We start from the raw sequence: 18207 nt of genomic DNA, 5'->3' as shown, positions 1-18207 counted from the left end.
GTGGTTGGAGCAGACATTGTCGGTCGCGGAAACGATAATGTACACTAATGGACACTTATCATTCCCATTAGATTCTGTTATGTTGCAACCCCAGTGGCTGCGTTCCTTCGCCGCCCTCGCCGAGCTTGGAAGCTTCACGCGCGCGGCCGATCGCCTGGGCCTGACCCAGGCCGCCGTCAGCCAGCACGTGCGCCACCTGGAAACGCGTTTCGGCCCCTTGCTGGTGCGTCGTCCGCGCCAGCTCGAGCTGACTCCGGCCGGCGGCGCGCTGCTCGATTACTGCATGGAGCTGCAGCGGGCCGAACGACGCCTCGAGGAACGGCTCCAGGATGGCGACCCGACCGTGGGAGACGTCGGACTGGTCACGCCCGGCAGCGTTGGCCTGATCCTGTATCCGCGGCTTCTGGCGCTGCAGGCGGCGCAGCCTGGCCTGGTGGTGCGCCATCGTTTCGCGCCCGATGCCGAGACCATGCAGGCGGTGCTGGACCAGCGCTATGAACTCGGCATCGTCACCCTGCGCCCCGACGACGCGCGGCTCGTGGCCGAGCCTTTCGCCCACGAAGCGCTGGAACTGGTGGCGCCCGCTGGCCGGGCAGCAAACGGCTGGGAAGACCTGGCGGCCCTGGGGTTCATCGACCATCCGGACGGCCAGGCGATGGCCACGCGCCTGCTGAGCCGCTGCTTTCCGGGCAACCCCGGCGTCGCCAGCCTCCCCCCGCGGGGTTTCAGCAACCAGATCGGCCTGATCCTCGAACCGGTCGCGCGCGGCCTCGGCTTCACGGTGATCCCTGCCTATGCGCGCCAGGCCTTCGTCCGGCAGGAAGCGCTGCAGGTGGTCGACACGGGCGCGCCGGTGCTCGACACGCTGTGGCTGATCCACCGCGCCGAATGGCCGTTGTCGGCGCGCGCGGGCTGGGTCGCCGACCAGCTGCGCGCGGGCATGGCCGCCGGGGCCTAGGCGTCAAGGCGCCGTCTTGCGATACACCCGCACGTAATCGACCAGCATCCGGCGCGGGAACGGCGTGGTCGCATCCGGATAGCCCGGCCAATAGCCGCCCACGGCCAGGTTCAGGAGCACGAAGAAGGGATGCTCGAACACCCACTCGCCCTTGACGGTATCCGGCGTGGCGGTGTGGTAGTGGATGCCGTCGCGGTACCAGCGAATCTGCTTCGGCTCCCATTCGACGGCGAACACGTGGAAGTCGTCGCCGTACTCGGCCCCTGACAGGGCGCTGGCCTTGCTGAAGGCGTGCTCGCCCGAGTAGCCCGGCCCGTGCAGGGTGCCGTAGGCATTGGCGGGCTCCTTGCCGATGATTTCCATGATGTCGATCTCGCCGCTCTTCGGCCAGCCGACCTGCTTGATGTTCGCCCCCAGCATCCAGAACGCGGGCCAGATGCCCTGGCCCTTCGGCACCTTGATGCGGGCCTCGTAGCGGCCGTATTGCGTTTCCTTCAGCCCGGCCGTCTTGAGCCGCGCCGAGGTGTAGTCCTTGCCTTCATGGCTTTCCTTGCGCGCCTCGATCACCAGGTGGCCGCCTTCCACGCGCACGTTCTCGGGCCGGTCGGTATAGAACTGCATCTCGTTGTTGCCCCAGCCATGGCCGCCGGTCTCGGGGAGCCATTTGCCGAGGTCCAGCGCCGCGCCGTCGAATTCGTCGCTCCACTCCAGCGTCCAGCCGGGCAGGCCGGCGGTGGCGGCTGCGGTGGCGGCTGCGTTGTTGGCGGATTGTGTGGCGGATTGTGTGGCGCAGCCCGCGCTGGCGGCCAGCGCGAGCAGCGCGGCCAGTCTGGTCAACGTCTTCATATGTCTCCTTGATTCGGCCGTCATCGCGCCGCAGGCGTCGCCGCCCGCTGCTGCCTGACGTGCTTCATGATGTTGAGGAAGGTGTCGGTCCAGTACTCCTGGCGATGCGCGGCGAGGAAGCGGACCAGCTCCTCGTGCGCCTGCGTCGATACGCTCAGATGGTCGCCGCCGATGCCGTGGAAGGTGAAGGCGATCATGGTGCCGCGTTCCCCCGCCTGCTTCACCAGCGCGATCAGTTCGGCGCCGCTCGCGCCCACCGGCGCGACCGAGGCCACCCGGTAGGGATCGACCGCCGCCATCGAGGCCGGCACGCCGGGGCCGGGGCCGGCCTTGATCGCCACGAAGCGCGCGTGCAGCGCCGGCAGGTAATCGCCGCCCAGGGCCTTCACGTCGAAGCAGGGAGCGGTGTAGGTGCGCTCGCGGCGGCCGTCGATCGCAGTGAGCATCGTGTTGGCGAGCAGGACCTGGTCCTGCATCTGCTCGCGCGTGGTGGTGTCGAGGTTGCGGTGCGGAGCGACCCAGGCGCGGTCCGGCCCCGCGCCGGAACACTGGTGGAACAGGCTGTGGTTGCCCAGCTCATGGCCGCCCCTGGCCGCGGCGCGCCAATCCTCCATGCGCCTTGCCACCGGCTCGCTGGACAGCTGCAGGAAAAACGTGCCCTTGACGCCGTGGCGATCGAGCGCCGGGATGGCGTTGTCGAGCTGGGAATCGAGGGCGTCGTCATAGGCCAGGCTGACCGCCGCCCGCGCACCGCCGGGCCAGGCAAAGGCGGCGTCCTGCGCATGCGCCGGGCTGGCGACGACGAAGGTAACGCCGGCCGCGAGCAGGGCGCTCCGGATGATGGCGCGGCTCGCACTACGGGTAAGAAAGTGGTGCATCCATGCTCCATTTTGGAAACGTTACCATAACGTCAACCGACTATAGCATCGCCGAAAAATAGGTGTCAACGAGGGAAACGACAGGGAAGACCCTCGTTCGTTAACTGGTGCTCGCTCTGGTGCTGCACCAAAGTGTTGCAAAACTACGTCAACCACCCATGGATATTCGGTTGACAATTTTTTTTCCTAACCCTAATATTCAGTCAAACTCATGGAAACGTTTCCATGACGCGAACAAGTCAGCTTCGTTCCCCCAACGGTCTACCAGGCCAAGGAGCCGAGGACACATGAAACAGCGCGACGCGCACCAGGCAATTCACGCGACGAGGCCACCGGCTACCCACCGGCGGCCTCGTCGCGCCGCTTGGTGCGCGTCTCGGGCTTTCCTGGCCGGGAGGTGACCAGGCAAGGATGGATTGGCAGCGAGTAGCGAAAAACACGACGCATGCCGCAGTGCGTCCGATTTGGCGGAGACACCGTAGCTAGGCGACGGTCATATTTATAAAAAAACAGGAGAAGACATGTACTATCCAAAGGCTAAACAGACCTTGATCAGCCTGGCAGTAGCCAGCGCATGCGCGGCATTCGTTCCGGCATTCGCGCAGGCGCAGGCAGACACCCCGACCAGCGCCCCGAGCCAGGCAACCGACGCCGCCAGCAATCCTGCGGCGCAGAATGCGACGCCGACCTCGCCACAGACCGTGGTCGTGACCGGCATCCGCGCCAGTCTCGAATCGTCGCTCAATCTCAAGCGCAATGCGCAAGGCTTCGTCGACGGCATCGTCGCCGAAGACATCGGCAAATTCCCGGATACCAACCTGGCCGAATCGCTGCAGCGTATCTCGGGCGTGTCGATCGACCGCAGCGAGATCGGCGAAGGCTCCAAGGTCACCGTGCGCGGCGTGGGCCCCGACTTCAACCTGGTGCTGCTCAATGGCCGCCAGATGCCGACATCGAGCCTGGGCGACCGCAATGGCCGCGCCTACGACTTCGCCAACATCGCATCGGAGGCGGTGTCGCAGCTGCAGGTGTACAAATCGAGCCGCGCCGAAACCCCGACCGGCGGCATCGGCGCCACCATCAACGTGGTCACCGCGCGTCCGCTGTCGCGCCCCGGCATGCAGGCCAGCGTCGGCGTCAAGGGCGTGTACGACACCTCGGCCACCAACCTGCCGGACGACCTGCAGCACGGCAACAAGCTGACCCCGGAAATCTCGGGCATCTACAGCAATACCTCGGCCGACGGCCGCTTCGGCATCGGCCTGTCGGCCAGCTACCAGGAACGCAACCTGGGCTACAACCGCGCCTCGGTGTCGAACGGCTGGAAAGGCCCGTTCCGCGGCGACGAGAACAACTGGGGTACCATTCCCCAGCCAGGCACGCCGGGCTCCGAAAACATCACGAACCGTCCGGGTCCGGGCGACCTGTACCAGGTGCCGCAGAACCTGAACTACAACCTCTCCGGCGTGCAGCGCGAGCGCACCAACGGCCAGGTGGTGTTCCAGTTCGCACCGAACAAGTCGCTGACGACCACCCTCGACTACACCTATTCGGAAAACAAGATCCACACCCGCCGCAACGACATGTCGGCGTGGTTCAACTTCGGCCCGTCGTCGAGCACCTGGACCGACGGTCCGGTGGCCGCGCCGCTGGTCTACACCGAGATCATCAATCCGGCCACCAGCGACATCGCCATGGGCGGCGCCGACTTCGCCACCAAGACCGAGAACAAATCGCTGGGCTTCAATGCCGCCTGGCGCGTGAACAGCGACATCCGCCTCGAGCTTGACGCCCACCATTCGACCGCCGAGTCCACGCCCAACAGCCCATTCGGCTCGAGCAACACCCTCGGCACCGCCAGCTTCAGCCGCGGCACCACCAGCGTCGACTTCACGCAGGACTTCCCGGTGCTGAGCATCCAGGGCGCCGATTTCGTGCGCGCGCCGCAGCAGGTCACCGGCTCGGTGTTCGAGAACGGCTACATGAAGACCGAGATCGACCAGGTCCAGACGCATGGAAGCTGGAAGATGCTGGAGGCGTCGGAGCTGAAATTCGGCCTGGGCGCGACCAAGGTCGACTACCGCTCGGCCTTCTCGGTCCAGCAGCGCGATACCTGGGGCGGCGCCACCAGCGCGGAAGACTACCCGGCCAGCGTGTTCCACGCCGAGACGCTCAACAAGTACTTCGACAATATCAACGGCAGCGGCAATGCGGCGCTGTTCAACAACTTCAACACCTTCAATTTCGACGAGGTGCGCAAGCTCGCCGCCGCCGCGTCGGGACGCCCTGACCTGTACCTGCCCAAGACCGTGTGGGATACCGACCAGCGCACCGAGGAAAAATCGAAGAACCTGTACCTGCAGTTCAACACCGAGTGGGATGGCCGCTTCCCGATCAATACCTCGATCGGCGTGCGCTACGAGAAGACCGACGTCAGCTCGACCGCGCTGGTGCCGACCGCGACCGCGATCAACTGGGTGTCGCAGAATGAATTCCCGATCGTGTTCGGCGAGGCTGCATTCACCAACCTGAAGGGCAAGTACAGCCACGTGCTGCCGAGCTTCGATGCCGATATCCAGCTGCGCTCCGACCTCAAGGGCCGCTTCAGCTTCGGCGAGACCATCGGCCGTCCACGCTACGACCAGATTGCCGGCGGCCAGATTCTCAATACGCTGGCACGCGTCGAAGGCGGCACCGGTTCGCAGGGCAACCCGTCGCTGGAACCGGTCAAGTCGAAGAACTTCGACCTGGCGCTGGAGTGGTACTACGATCGCCAGAGCTTCGTGTCGATCAACCACTTCCGCAAGCACCTGGACAACTACGCCGGCCAGTCGCAGGTGATCGCCCAGCCGTTCGGACTGCATACCCCGGTGGGCGGCGCCTACTGGAACGCGGCGCTGGCCAACGGCTGCGCAACGGCGGACACCACCTGCATCCGCAGCTACATCCTGCGCAACTTCAACGGCCAGCCAGGCGTCGTGCGCGGCGAGGACGATGGCGTCGGCAATCCGACCGGCACCATCACCGGCATCTCGACCGACCCGATCGCCGACTTCCGCATCACCTCGTTCTCGAACCAGAAGAAGGCGCGCATCCGCGGCCTGGAATTCAACCTCCAGCACATGTTCGGCAACAGCGGCTTCGGCGTGCAGGCGAACTACACCTATGTCAACTCGGGCCTGAAGTACAACAACGCCAGCATCGGCGAGCAGTTCGCGCTGGTCGGCCTGGGCGACTCGGCCAACCTGGTGGGTATCTTCGAGAACGACAAGTGGAGCGTGCGCGCGGCTTACAACTGGCGTGACGAGTTCCTGTCGGGCACCTTCGACGGTTCGGGTCCGAATCCGAACTACACCGAGGAATACGGCCAGCTCGACCTGAGCGTGGGCTACAACGTGAACAAGAACCTGACCCTGTCGTTCGAAGGCATCAACCTGACCGACGAGATCCAGCGCATCCACGGCCGCAACAAGCACCAGCTGCTGTTCGTGTCGCAGTCCGGCCCACGCTACATGGTGGCCGCGCGCTACAAGTTCTGATCGCCGCCTGACGTGGCGGGCCGGGAGGCATGTTCCCGCGCCCGCTTTCGGGGTAGACTTCACGCACCGGCCACGAGCGCCGGAACCAGCGGCGGGTCGGCACCATGCCGGCCCGCCGTTGTCCTTTCCGGCCGGTCCCCATAACGATTTCGAGACATCCATGCCCAACATCGCCCTGCTGAACAATATCGAGCACAAGGACCTGCGCGTCATCACCGGCCACCGCCCCGGCCTGGGCAGCGAGGTCGCCTGGGTGCCGACCTTCGCCGCCGAATTCCGCTCGCTGCAGGGGCACTATCCGATCATCTTCCGCCGCGACGACGCGCAGGCGCGCTACGAGGCGATCGCGCTGCTCGGTTTTACCGAGGACGAGAACCTGTTCCTGGAAGACGCCCGCTGGGACGCCCCGGTGGTGCCACTGCTGTTGGAGCGCCAGCCATTCCTGATCGGCCGCAGCGGCGACGAGCTGATGATCCAGGTCGACCTCGACCACCCGCGCGTGAGCCGCACCGAGGGCGAGCCGGTATTCAAGCCGCATGGCGGCAACAGCGACTACCTGGCCCATGTCGACGGCCTGCTGTCGACCATCCACCAAGGCCTGCAGTTCGAGCCGGGCTTCATCGACGCCCTCACGCGCCATGAACTGCTGGAGCCGTTCGCGCTCGAGATCGAGTTCGACAACGGCGCGCAGAGCCGCATGTCGGGCTTCTACACCATCAACGAGGAGCGCCTGGCCGCCCTCGACGCCGGCGCGGTCGCCGAGCTGCACCAGGCCGGCTACCTGGGCCCGATCTGGTTCGCGCTGGCGTCGCTGTCCAACCTGCGCGGCCTGATCGACCGCAAGAACCGCCGCCATGCTGCCCATCGCTAAGCGGGTGCGCGAGATCGCCGGCCTGCGTCCCGGCGACCTCGGCCCCGAGATCCTGGCCTCGACCGAGCCGCTGCTGCTGCGCGGCCTGGTGGCCGACTGGCCGATGGTCAAGGCCGGCCTGGCCTCGCCGCGCGACGCCGACGCCTACTTGCGCCGCTGGTACCGCGACGCCACCGTCAACGCCATGCTGGGCGCGCCCGAGACCGAAGGACGCTTCTTCTACAACGACGACCTCAGCGGCTTCAATTTCTATCCGGTGCGGGTGCGCCTGGACACCGTGCTCGACGAACTGGCCAAGCACCTGGCCACCACGCCGCCCCCGACCATCTACGTCGGCTCGACCACGATCGACACCGCGCTGCCGGGCTTTCGCGGCGAGAACGACGTCGACCTCGGCGCGCGCGACGCGCTGGCCAGCATCTGGATCGGCAACCGCACCGTCATCGCGGCGCACTACGACCTGCCGGACAACCTGGCCTGCGTGGCGGTGGGCCACCGCCGCTTCACGCTGTTCCCGCCCGGCCAGCAGCACAACCTCTACGTCGGTCCGCTCGACTTCACGCCCGCCGGCCAGGCCATCAGCCTGGTCGATTTCGCGAAGCCCGACTACACGCGCTTCCCGCGCTTTTCCGAGGCGCTGGAGCACGCGCAGGTGGCCGAGGTGGCCCCAGGCGACGCCCTGTTCATTCCCAGCATGTGGTGGCACCACGTCCAGGCGCTGGACGCCTTCAATGTGCTGGTCAATTACTGGTGGCGCCAGTCGCCGGAATGGATGGATACCCCGACCAATGCGCTGATGCATGCGCTGATGTCGGTGCGCGACCTGCCGCCGGCGCAGCGCAAGGCCTGGGCCGAGCTGTTCCGCCACTACGTGTTCGAGGCCGACGCCGACACGGCGGCCCATATCCCGGAAGCCGCGCGCCGGGTGCTCGGGCCGCTGGACGACAATGCGGCGCGCGCGATCCGGGCCCAATTATTAAAGCGGATGAACCGCTGAGGAGACAAGCATGGAACAGAAGAGCAACGGGGAGGGCGGACTCAAGGGACGCCCGATCCGGCGCGTGGTCATCGCCGGCGGCGGCACCGCCGGCTGGATGGCCGCGGCCTGCATCTCGAAGGTGCTGGGCAAGCGCCTCGACATCAAGCTGATCGAGTCGGACGAGATCGGCACGGTCGGCGTGGGCGAAGCCACCATTCCCACCCTGATCAACTTCCACAACCTGCTCGAGATCAACGAGCAGGAATTCATGGCCGCGACCAAGGCCACCTTCAAGCTGGGCATCGGCTTCGAGGGCTGGCGCAATGTGAACGAGGACTACATCCACTCGTTCGGCATGACCGGCACCGACCACTGGACCGCCGGCTTCCAGCATTTCTGGCACAAGGGCCGCGAGCGCGGCCTGGCGACCGACTACGGCGACTACTGCCTCGAGCTGCGCGCCGCGCTCGAGAACCGCTTCGCCCACCTGCCGCGCGGCGGCATGAACTACGCCTACCACCTCGATGCGACGGCGTATGCGAAGTACCTGCGCGCGTTCAGCGAGCGCTTCGGCGTGCAGCGCATCGAGGGCAAGATCGTCGACGTGACCACCAGCGCCCTGACCGGGCATATCCGCTCGCTCACCCTCGACTCGGGCGCCGACATCGAGGGCGACCTGTTCATCGACTGCACGGGTTTTCGCGCGCTGCTGATCGGGCAGGCGCTGGGCGTGGCGTACCAGGACTGGTCGCAATGGCTGTTCAACGACAGCGCCGCCGCCCTGCAGACCATGTCGGTGGGCGACGCGGTGCCGTACACGCGCTCGATCGCGCATGGCTTCGGCTGGCAGTGGCGCATCCCGCTGCAGCACCGCGTGGGCAACGGCATCGTGTTCTCGAGCCGCCACGTCGAGCAGGAGCAGGCCATCGGCGCGCTGCTGGCCAACGTCGAAGGCGAAGCCTTGATGAAGCCGCGCGTGCTGCGCTTCACGCCCGGCCAACGGCAGCAGGTCTGGAAGGGCAACTGCATCGCGGTGGGCCTGGCCAGCGGCTTCCTGGAGCCGATCGAGTCGACCAGCATCCACCTGATCCAGCGTTCGATCGTGCGCCTGATGCAGATGTTCCCGACCGCCGGCATCGCGCCCAGCGACGTCGAGGAATACAACCGCCAGGCGGCGCTCGAGGTCGAGCACATCCGCGACTTCATCATCCTGCACTACAAGGTCACCAACCGCGGCGACACGCCGTACTGGCGCGAAGCGCGCGACATGACGGTGCCGGCGTCGCTCCAGCACCGGATCGACCTGTTCCGCGAGACCGGGCGCGTGTTCCGGGTGCCCAACGAGCTGTTCGCCGAAAACTCATGGATCCAGGTGATGCTTGGCCAGGGCATTACGCCACTGCAGCACCACCAGTCGGCCGACCTGATGGGCGACGAGGAGCTGGCGCACTTCCTCGGATCGATCAAGGCCACCGTCGACAAGACCGTGAGCCAGCTGCCGTCGCACCAGCAATACGTCGCGCGCTACTGCGCCACCCCGAAATAGCCGGGCGCCAGGCGTACAAGTAAAAACGCCCGCGCAGATTGCGCGGGCGTTTTTATTTCCAAGGTTGCGTCGGTCAGTCGGCCACGGCCTTTTCTTTATGCAGATTGGCGTACTTCACGCCGTAGTACATGATGAACAGGTAGCAGGCCGCCGGCACCAGGAAGGAGATCTGCAGGCCGATGGTGTCGGCCAGGATGCCCTGCACGAACGGCACCACGGCGCCGCCGACGATGGCCATGCACAGGATGCCCGAGCCCTGGCCGGTGAACTTGCCCAGGCCGTGCAGCGCCATGCTGAAGATGGTCGGGAACATGATCGAGTTGCACAGGCCCACCGCCACGATCGCCCACATCGCCAGGCTGCCTTCGGTGAAGGTCGCGGTCAGGACCAGCGCGATCGAGCCGAGCGCGGTGACCGCCAGCGATTTGCCCGGGCTCACATAACGCATCACGGCAAAGCCGATGAAGCGGCCGACCAGGGCGCCGCCCCAGTACATGCTGACGTAGCGCGCCGCGTCGGCGTGCGACAGGCCTGCGATGTGCGGTTCGCCGATGAAGTTGATCAGGAAGCTGCCGATGCTCACCTCTGCGCCGACGTACAGGAAGATGCCCAGCGCGCCCAGCACCAGGTGGCGATACGACAGCGCGCCGCCCTTGGCGTCGACCGCGGCGGTCGTGTCTTCGAAAGCGATCTTCGGCAGGCGCGCCATCGCGAACAGCACCGCCAGCAGCGCCAGCGCGGCGGCCAGGCCCAGGTAAGGGCCTTGCACGGCGGCGGCTTCTGCGGCCTTGTGCGCTGCCTGTTCGGCCGCCGGCAGCAGGGCCAGCTGGTCGGCGGAGAGGACCACCGTCGACAGGATCAGGATGCCGCCCAGCGCCGGCGCCACCGTGGTGCCGAGCGAGTTGAAGGCTTGCGTCAGGGTCAGGCGGCTGGCCGCGGTGCGCGCCGGACCCAGGGCGGTGACGTAGGGATTGGCCGCCACCTGCAGGATGGTGATGCCGCTGGCCAGCACGAACAGCGCGAACAGGAACATGCCGTAGCCGCCGTTCGAGGCCGGGTAGAACAGGGCGCAGCCGGCGGCCGCGATCAAGAGGCCGGTGACGGCGCCGTTCTGGTAGCCCAGGCGGCGGATCAGGGCGCCGGCCGGCAGCGAGACGATGAAATAGGCGCCGAAGAAGCAGAACTGCACCAGCATCGCCTGCATGTAGGTGAGGGTGTAGATCGACTTCAGGTGCGGGATCAATACGTCGTTCAGCGACGTGATCAGGCCCCACATGAAGAACAGGATGGTGACGATGACCAGCGCGCCGGTGTGCTGGTTGTGCTCCCCGTCCACGGCAGCGCCGGCCACGGTGGGGTTCTGGATTGGGTTCTGCATGGAGTCTCCGTTGTTATTGCAGAGTAGCGATATGACCCGACAGCATAGCTGAAACCCCGCGCAATGCGGGATATTGTTCGGTAATCAAGTAGGTCGGGATGCGCGACAGATAGTCGCCGAGACGCCCCTTGTCCTCGAAGCGCGCGCGGAAAGCCGATTGTTCGAAGATGGCGCCCAGGCGCGGCACGATGCCGCCGCCGATATACATGCCGCCGGTCGCGCCGAGGGTCAGCGCGACGTTGCCGGCCACGCTGCCCAGGATGGCGCAGAACACGTCGACCGAGCCGCGGCAATCGCTCGATGAGCCATCCAGCGCCGCCGCGCTGATGTCGGCCGCCTTGAGACGCTTGCCGGTGCGGGCCCAGTGGATCAGCTCCATGCCCATCCCCGACAGCAGGCGCTCTGCCGAGACGTGGCCGTATTCCCCCCACAGCGCTTCCAGGATCGCCACCTCGTCGCGGGTGACGGGCGCGAAGCTGACGTGCCCCCCTTCGCCCGACAGCGGGATCCAGCGCTCGCCCGCCGGCACCACGCCCGAGACGCCAAGGCCGGTGCCGGGGCCGATCAGGCCGATCGTCCGGTTCGGCAGCTCGATGCCGCCGCCGATCTGCCGGCGGCCATCCTGGGCCAGGTGCGGCAGCGACATCGCCAGCGCGGCGAAGTCGTTCACCATCAGGAGCGTCGTCAAACCGAGTTCGATGCGCAAGGCTTCGATCGAGAAGCTCCAGTGATGATTGGTCATCCTGATCTCGTCGCCCTCGACCGGATTGGCGATCGCGATCGCCGCATGGCGGACGGTGTCGACCGCGAATCCCCGCGCCCTGGCGTTGTCCAGGTACGCGCGCATCGCCTCGCCCAGGCTCGGGTAGCCGGCGGCCGCCAGCACCTCGATGTCGTCGAACCCTGCGCCCGGATCCGACTGCAGGGCGAAACGCGCGTTGGTGCCGCCGACGTCGGCGAGCAGCCGCAGCCCAGTCGTCGCCTCCTGCGTCATTTCAGTTCACCGCACTGCACGGCGCCTGCTTCCTTCGCCGCGCCGCCGGCGATCTCGATATTGGCGAAGGCCGCCGAGAATGCGGCGTCGCTGGTGACGGCGAACGGCGTATCGACCTTGGCCAGGTCGAGGCCCTTGGCCTGGAAGCAGGCCAGCGGAATCGCGACGGTGTTCTTGGCGCCGACGGCCAGGCGCTTGAACAGGCCGGTCGCATCCAGGTCGACGCTGGTGGAACCCTGGCGCATCGAGATCGTCACCTTGCCGGCCGGGGCCTTGGCGACGATGGTGTCGAAGCGCAGCGCGCCATCCTTGACCGCCGCGCTTGGCAACACGATGGCGCGTGCGCCGCGCGCTTCCAGCGTGGCCGGGCCGGTCCAGGCGCCCAGCTTGGCGTCCTGCTGCGTATTGACCTGGGCGGTGGTGACGGTGATGTTCGGCAGCTTGAAGCTGGCGTTCAGGTCGGCGCCGAGCACGGTGGTCTGCTGGCCGGAGCGGATCGCCAGCGGATAGCTCATGCGGTCGGCCTGGCTGAACACCGGGAAGGTGTTGCCGGCGCTGCAGCCGCCTTGCGGATAGCTTTCATCCAGCTTGCCCAGCTTGGAGCGCGTGCCGGCCTTCAAGCCGTAGCCGTAGGCGAACAGCGGCGCGTAATCCTTGTCGCCGACGTTCAGCTTGATCTGGCATGCCGACTTCGGCCACGAGAACGGCAGCACGCCGCGGAAGTCGTAGCGTTGCTGGCCTTCGATCAGCAGGTCCGACACGCCCTTGCCCTCGGAACCCGGCAGCCAGGCCGAGATGAAGGTGTCCGAGAGGTTGAGCAGGTCGTTGGCGAACACCGGACGGCCGGTGACCATCACCGTGACCACCGGCTTGCCCTTGCCGCCGACGGCTTTCAGCACGGCGAGATCCTCCGGATAGCGGCTGCTGTGGCGCAGGGTGCCGGACGGGTGGATGTCGCCGTCGCCTTCCGCGTAAGGACGCTCGCCGATGACGGCGATCACGACGTCGAACTTCGAGACGTCGACGCCTTTGGCATCGAGGCTGAAGGTGACGTTGTCCTTGCCGGCCGCTTCACGGATGCCGGTCAGGATGGTGTCGGCGTTCTTGAAGTCGGCATTGGTGGTGGCGGTGCCCTGCCAGGTGATCGACCAGCCGCCGCTCTGGTTCGACAGCTCGTCGGCGCTCTTGCCGACCACGAGGATCTTCTGGCCGCGCTTCAGGGGCAGGGCCGGGCCTTCGTTCTTGAGCAGCACCAGCGATTCGCGTACCGCCTGGCGCGCCAATGCGCGCGCCTGCATCGCGTCGTCCTTGCCGGCATGGGCGTTCTGCACGGGGCTCTTGTCGAACAGGCCGGCGCGCAGCTTGACGCGGATGATGCGCGACACGGCGTCGTCGATGCGCGACATCGGGATCTCGCCGCTTTCCACCTGCTTGATGGTGTTGGCGATGAATGCCTTCCAGTCGTCCGGCACCATGATCATGTCGTTGCCGGCGTTGATCGCCTGGGCGCAGCTGTCGTTGCGGCAGCCTTTCACCTCGCCGATGCCGTTCCAGTCGGTGACGACGAAGCCGTCGAAGCCCATCTTGACCTTGAGGATGTCGGTCAGCGCGTACTTGCTGCCGTGGAGCTTGCCGTATTCCTTGCCGCTGGCGGTGTCTAGCCAGCTGTTAAACGAGGACATCACGGTCTGGGCGCCCGCTTCCAGGGCCGGGAAGTAGCCGGCGCCGTGGATGTTGATCAGGTCGCGTTCCGGGGTCTCGGTCACGCCGCGGTCCTTGCCATTCTTCGTGCCGCCGTCGCCGATGAAGTGCTTGGCGGTGGCGATGGTGTTGGCGTCGTCCTTGAACACGCCCTGCATGCCCTTGACGTATTCGCCGGCATAGCTGCGCACGACTTCCGGATGCTCGGCATAGCTTTCATAGGTGCGGCCCCAGCGGTCGTCGCGCACCACGGCCAGGGTCGGGCCGAAGACCCAGGCGATGCCGGTCGCGCGCACCGCCCTGGCGGTGGCGGCGCCGATCTCGCGCATCAGCTGCGGATTGCGCGCCGCGCCCAGGCCGATATTGTGCGGGAACAGGGTCGCGCCCGGCACGTTGTTGTGGCCGTGGACCGCGTCCGTGCCCCACACCACCGGCACCTTGATCGCCATATCGGTCTTCATCGAGGCCTCGTGGTAGGCCTGGGCCAGCGCCAGCCATTCCTTCGCGTCGGCCGCCTTGTTATTGTTTGGCCAGCTGCCGCCGCCGTTCAGGACCGAACCGAGGTAATACTTGGTCACGTCCTCCGGTTTGGTGGTCTTGATCTCGGGCTGGGTCATCTGGCCGACCTTCTGGGCCAGGGTCATCTTGCCGACGATTTCCTGGACCCGCTTCTCGATCGCGTCGTCCTTCTTGATGGCGCTGGTCACGCGCGGCCAGTCGGCCAGCCTGGTGTCGACCGGGGCGGCGGCGCCGCAGATGGCCGGCAGGGCCAGGGCGATGGAGAGGGCCAGCGTGGAAGGACGAAGCTTGAAGGTCATGGGTTGTCTCGCTTTATTGTTCGTTGAAGTAGAAGCTTGTTCGTGAAAGCTCATTCCTGGCGCAGGAAGGAACCATACCATTTGCCGCTGTTCTTCAGGCGGCGTTGCTGGGTGGCGTAATCGATGTGCACCAGGCCGAAGCGGCGCAGATAGCCTTCGGCCCATTCGAAGTTGTCGAGCAGGCTCCAGGCGAAGTAGCCCTTGATCGGCGCGCCCGCGTCGATCGCATCCTTCATGGCGGCCAGGTGGCGCATCAGGTAGTGGCGGCGCTGGACGTCGTCGATCTCGCCATCCGGGCCGACGGTATCCTCGAAGGCAGAACCGTTCTCGGTGACGTACATCGGGCCCGGGTGGTAGTCGTTCTCGATGCGGGTGAGGAGTTCGGTGAAGCCTTCCGGCGACACCGGCCAGCCCATCGCGGTGATCTCGCCGCTGGTGGTCGGCAGCACTTTCGCGTCGAGCGGGGCGTGGCCGGCCTCGTGCCTGATCACTTCGGGGAAGTAGTAATTCACGCCCATGAAGTCGGTCTTGACGGCGATCGCTTCCATATCGCCCGGCGCGACGTCGGGCGCCGCGGCGCCGAACCGTTCGCGCGTGGCTTCCGGGTAACCGCGGCCGAACAGCGGGTCGAGGAACCAGCGGTAGCGCAGGCCGTCGTGGCGTTCCATCGCGGCCTTGTCCTGGTCGCTGTCGCTGGCGGCGCGCAGCGGGTGCAGGCTGACCGCCATGCCCACTTTCGCATCCGGCACGTTCGCGCGGATCAGCGGCACCGCCTTGCCGTGCGAGACCAGCACGTTGTGCGCGACCTGCAGGGCCGCCTTGAGGTCGGTCTTGCCCGGCGCATGCCAGCCTTCGAAGTTGCCGATGATCGCCGTGCACCATGGTTCGTTGTGGGTGATCCAGTGCTTGACCCGGTCGCCCAGCGTGCGCGTCATGGCGTCGGTGTAATCGAGGAAGGCGTCGATGGTGGCGCGATTCTCCCAGCCGCCCGCATCCTGCAGCGCCTGCGGCAGGTCCCAGTGATACAGCGTGGCCCATGGCTCCAGGCCCCGTTCGAGCATGCCGTCGACCAGGCGCGAATAGAAATCCAGCCCCTTCTGGTTCGGCTGGCCCTTGATGCCGGTGTAGATGCGCGGCCAGGCGAACGAGAAGCGGTAGGCGTTCAGGCCCATGCCGCGCGCGATGTCGAAGTCTTCCGGCCAGCGGTGGTAGTGGTCGCAGGCATTCATCCCATCGGAGCCGTCGCGGATCGTGCCGGGGGTGGCGGCGAAGCGGTCCCAGATCGATTCCACGCGACCGTCTTCACGGCCGGCGCCTTCGATCTGGTAGGACGAGGTGGCGCAACCCCACAGGAAATCGCGGGCGAAATCGCTGCGCTGCGGCGCGGAAGGCTCGGGTCGGTTGGCAGTGGTCATGGTCTCGCTTCAGGTAATGGGTATGTTCTGATTAAATGTTTGGGAAAGCTTACCAATTCATTGGAAAGCTTTCCAGTCTGGTGCCAAAAAAATGGCCGCGTGCGGCCCGCCGGAGCGTCGCATGCCAGCCTCATTTCTTTTTACTTGCCGTCTTGCCGGCGCGTTTCGGCTTGTCGCCACCGATCCTGGCCAGCGAGGCGCGCATGGTGACGCCGACCGGGAACGAGCGCGCCACCGGGCGTTTCAGGTCGTAGCAGCGGTTGAGCAGGGCGTTGATGCCGTTCTGCGTCATCTCGCGCCACGGCATGTGCACCGACGTCAGGCGCGGCGCCGAGAAATCCGCGCTCGGCGTGTCGTCGTAGCCGATCACCGACAGGTCGCGCGGCACGCTGATGCCGGCTTCCTGGAAGTAGGACAGGGCGCCGACCGCCATCTCGTCGTTGGCGCAGAACAGCGCGGTGCACGGCGTCTTCGATTCGACCAGGGCCTTGGCGGCATGCCAGCCGCCCTGCGGCGAGAAGTCGCTCTCGACCAGCCACACCTTATCGGTATCGATGCCGTCGGCCTTCAGCTCGTGCATGAAGCCGTCGACGCGCGCCACGTTGTCGAGCAGCGCGCTCGGACCGGCGATGACGGCGATGTCGCGGTGACCGTGGTCGAGCAGGGTGCGCGCCGCCAGGCGGCCGCCCTGCGCATGGTCGACCGTGAAGCACTGCTCCGGGATGTCCTTGAAATCGTGGTTCAGGGCGACGATCAGGCGCCGCTTGCCGCCCAGGGCGGCGATGTCTTCATCGAGCAGGGCGCTGGTCATCATGATCAGGCCGTCGCAGCCGCGCTCGATCAGGAATTCGATGCCTTCGATGGCCTGGTTGCGCGCATCGCCTAGGCCGACGCCGAAGGCGACCACCATGTGCAGGCCGGCCGCGCGCAGCTCGGTGTCGATGATCTGCAGGATCGGCGTGTAGAAGGTGCCGGACAACACCGGGATGTAGACGCCGACCATCCGGCTGGTGCCGGACAGCAGGGCGCGCGCCGCGTGCGACGGGCGAAAGCCCAGCTCGTCGATCGCCTTGCGCACGCGTTCGAGCGTGGCCGGCGATACCGAGCCCTTGCCGCTGACCACGCGCGAAGCGGTGCCGAGACCTACCCCAGCCAGCCGCGCTACGTCCTTGATTGTCGCCACCTGCGATCCCTATCCGATGAATACGTTAATCAAAACAACCGCCAAGCATACTGCATCCGCGTACGGATCGCACCCATCCATCATGACCTTTGACCGTTTTTAGGATCGAACAACGAAACACGGCCGGTGTCGATCGCGAAGCGTACCGCCTGGCCGGACGCCAGCGAACGTCCATCGTGCTCGATGCACGACAGTGCCTGTCCGCCGCAGTCGAGCCACACCACCTGGTGGTTGCCCATCGGTTCGACCAGGGTGACCGTCGCGTGCAAGGGACCGTTGTCGTCGACGTGGATGTGTTCCGGGCGCGCGGCCAGCGTCACCGCGCCGGCCTTCGCCCCGGCCGCGAGTGGCAGCGTGATCGCACCGGCGCTGAAGCGGCCCTGCGCATCGATGCTGCCGTCGATGAAATTCATCGAGGGCGAACCGAGGAAGCCGGCCACGAAGCGGTTGGCGGGGGTGTCATACACCTCGGCCGGCGTGCCGATCTGCTGGATGCGACCCGCCTGCATCACCACGATGCGGGTCGCGAGCGTCATCGCCTCGGCCTGGTCGTGGGTCACGTAGATCATGGTCGAACCGAGCGCCTGGTGCAGCATTTTCAGTTCGCGCCGCAGTTCGGCGCGCAGCTTGGCGTCCAGGTTCGACAGCGGTTCGTCGAACAGGTAGACGCCGGCCTCGCGCACCAGCGCGCGGCCGATCGCCACGCGCTGGCGCTGGCCGCCCGAGAGCTGGGACGGCTTGCGCTCCAACAGGGCGTCGAGCTGCAGCATCTCGGCCGTCTTGCGCACGCGGCGCGCTACTTCCGCCTTCGGCGTGCCGGCGATCTTGAGGCCGAACGACATATTCTTCTCGACCGTCATGGTCGGGTACAGCGCGTACGACTGGAACACCATGCCGATCCCGCGCTCGCTCGGGTCGGCGTAGCTCATGTCGCGCCCGCCGATCTCGATCGCGCCGCCGGACAGGTCGATCAGGCCGGCGATGCTGTGCAACAGGGTCGACTTGCCGCAGCCCGAAGGGCCGAGCAGCACGAGGAATTCGCCCGGTTCGATCTGCAAATCGAGATCTCGTATGATTTCTTGATTGCCGCGGGTGATGCAC

13 protein-coding genes are annotated in these 18207 nt (G+C 66.4%); 5 read left to right on the top strand and 8 right to left on the bottom strand.

What is annotated here, in order from left to right; genetic code table 11:
- The first annotated feature begins 79 nt into the window (after positions 1–79).
- Positions 80–958, top strand: a complete 879-nt coding sequence (locus DIR46_RS12930) for a LysR family transcriptional regulator (protein ID WP_109345575.1) — start codon at positions 80–82, stop codon at positions 956–958.
- A 3-nt stretch (positions 959–961) separates the two neighbouring features.
- Here DIR46_RS12930 and DIR46_RS12925 read toward each other — a convergent pair whose 3' ends face one another.
- Positions 962–1804 (bottom strand): glycoside hydrolase family 16 protein, encoded by an 843-nt coding sequence (locus tag DIR46_RS12925; RefSeq protein WP_109345574.1) that lies wholly within the window; start codon positions 1802–1804, stop codon positions 962–964.
- Between the two features lie 20 nt (positions 1805–1824).
- The gene (locus DIR46_RS12920) at positions 1825–2682 is read right to left on the bottom strand and encodes a polysaccharide deacetylase family protein (RefSeq protein ID WP_109345573.1); all 858 of its coding nucleotides are present in this window, start codon (positions 2680–2682) and stop codon (positions 1825–1827) included.
- A 521-nt stretch (positions 2683–3203) separates the two neighbouring features.
- Here DIR46_RS12920 and DIR46_RS12915 point away from each other — a divergent pair.
- From DIR46_RS12915 to DIR46_RS12900, 4 genes are all read left to right on the top strand, one after another.
- A complete protein-coding gene (locus tag DIR46_RS12915) occupies positions 3204–6221 on the top strand; it encodes a TonB-dependent receptor (protein ID WP_109345572.1) in 3018 nt (1005 codons plus the stop codon).
- A 160-nt stretch (positions 6222–6381) separates the two neighbouring features.
- Positions 6382–7092, top strand: a complete 711-nt coding sequence (locus DIR46_RS12910; protein ID WP_109345571.1) for a SapC family protein — start codon at positions 6382–6384, stop codon at positions 7090–7092.
- A complete protein-coding gene (locus DIR46_RS12905) occupies positions 7076–8089 on the top strand; it encodes a cupin-like domain-containing protein (protein WP_109345570.1) in 1014 nt (337 codons plus the stop codon). The genes DIR46_RS12910 and DIR46_RS12905 overlap by 17 nt, the downstream gene beginning before the upstream one ends.
- 10 nt (positions 8090–8099) lie before the next feature.
- Positions 8100–9617 (top strand): tryptophan halogenase family protein, encoded by a 1518-nt coding sequence (locus DIR46_RS12900; RefSeq protein ID WP_109345569.1) that lies wholly within the window; start codon positions 8100–8102, stop codon positions 9615–9617.
- 73 nt (positions 9618–9690) lie between these two features.
- Here the strand turns inward: DIR46_RS12900 and DIR46_RS12895 are convergent, their stop codons facing one another.
- The 6 genes from DIR46_RS12895 to DIR46_RS12870 form a co-directional block, all read right to left on the bottom strand.
- Entirely contained in the window at positions 9691–10995 is a 1305-nt protein-coding gene (locus tag DIR46_RS12895) for a sugar MFS transporter (protein ID WP_109345568.1), read from the bottom strand.
- Between the two features lie 13 nt (positions 10996–11008).
- Positions 11009–11989, bottom strand: a complete 981-nt coding sequence (locus DIR46_RS12890; protein ID WP_109345567.1) for a glucokinase — start codon at positions 11987–11989, stop codon at positions 11009–11011.
- A complete protein-coding gene (locus DIR46_RS12885; RefSeq protein WP_109345566.1) occupies positions 11986–14508 on the bottom strand; it encodes a glycoside hydrolase family 3 protein in 2523 nt (840 codons plus the stop codon). Before DIR46_RS12885 ends, DIR46_RS12890 begins: the two co-directional genes overlap by 4 nt.
- Before the next feature lie 50 nt (positions 14509–14558).
- Positions 14559–15923 (bottom strand): GH1 family beta-glucosidase, encoded by a 1365-nt coding sequence (locus DIR46_RS12880; RefSeq protein WP_109345565.1) that lies wholly within the window; start codon positions 15921–15923, stop codon positions 14559–14561.
- A 130-nt stretch (positions 15924–16053) separates the two neighbouring features.
- Positions 16054–17106 carry a LacI family DNA-binding transcriptional regulator gene (locus DIR46_RS12875; protein WP_109345564.1) on the bottom strand — a complete coding sequence of 351 codons (1053 nt, stop codon included), beginning with the start codon at positions 17104–17106 and terminating at the stop codon, positions 16054–16056.
- 80 nt (positions 17107–17186) lie between these two features.
- Complete coding sequence (locus tag DIR46_RS12870; protein ID WP_370659966.1) at positions 17187–18164, bottom strand: ABC transporter ATP-binding protein; 978 nt, start codon at positions 18162–18164, stop codon at positions 17187–17189.
- Positions 18165–18207: the final 43 nt, after the last annotated feature.

It is taken from the genome of Massilia oculi, assembly GCF_003143515.1.
Lineage (GTDB): Bacteria > Pseudomonadota > Gammaproteobacteria > Burkholderiales > Burkholderiaceae_D > Telluria > Telluria oculi.
This window is presented reverse-complemented; position numbering and strand designations above follow the sequence as displayed.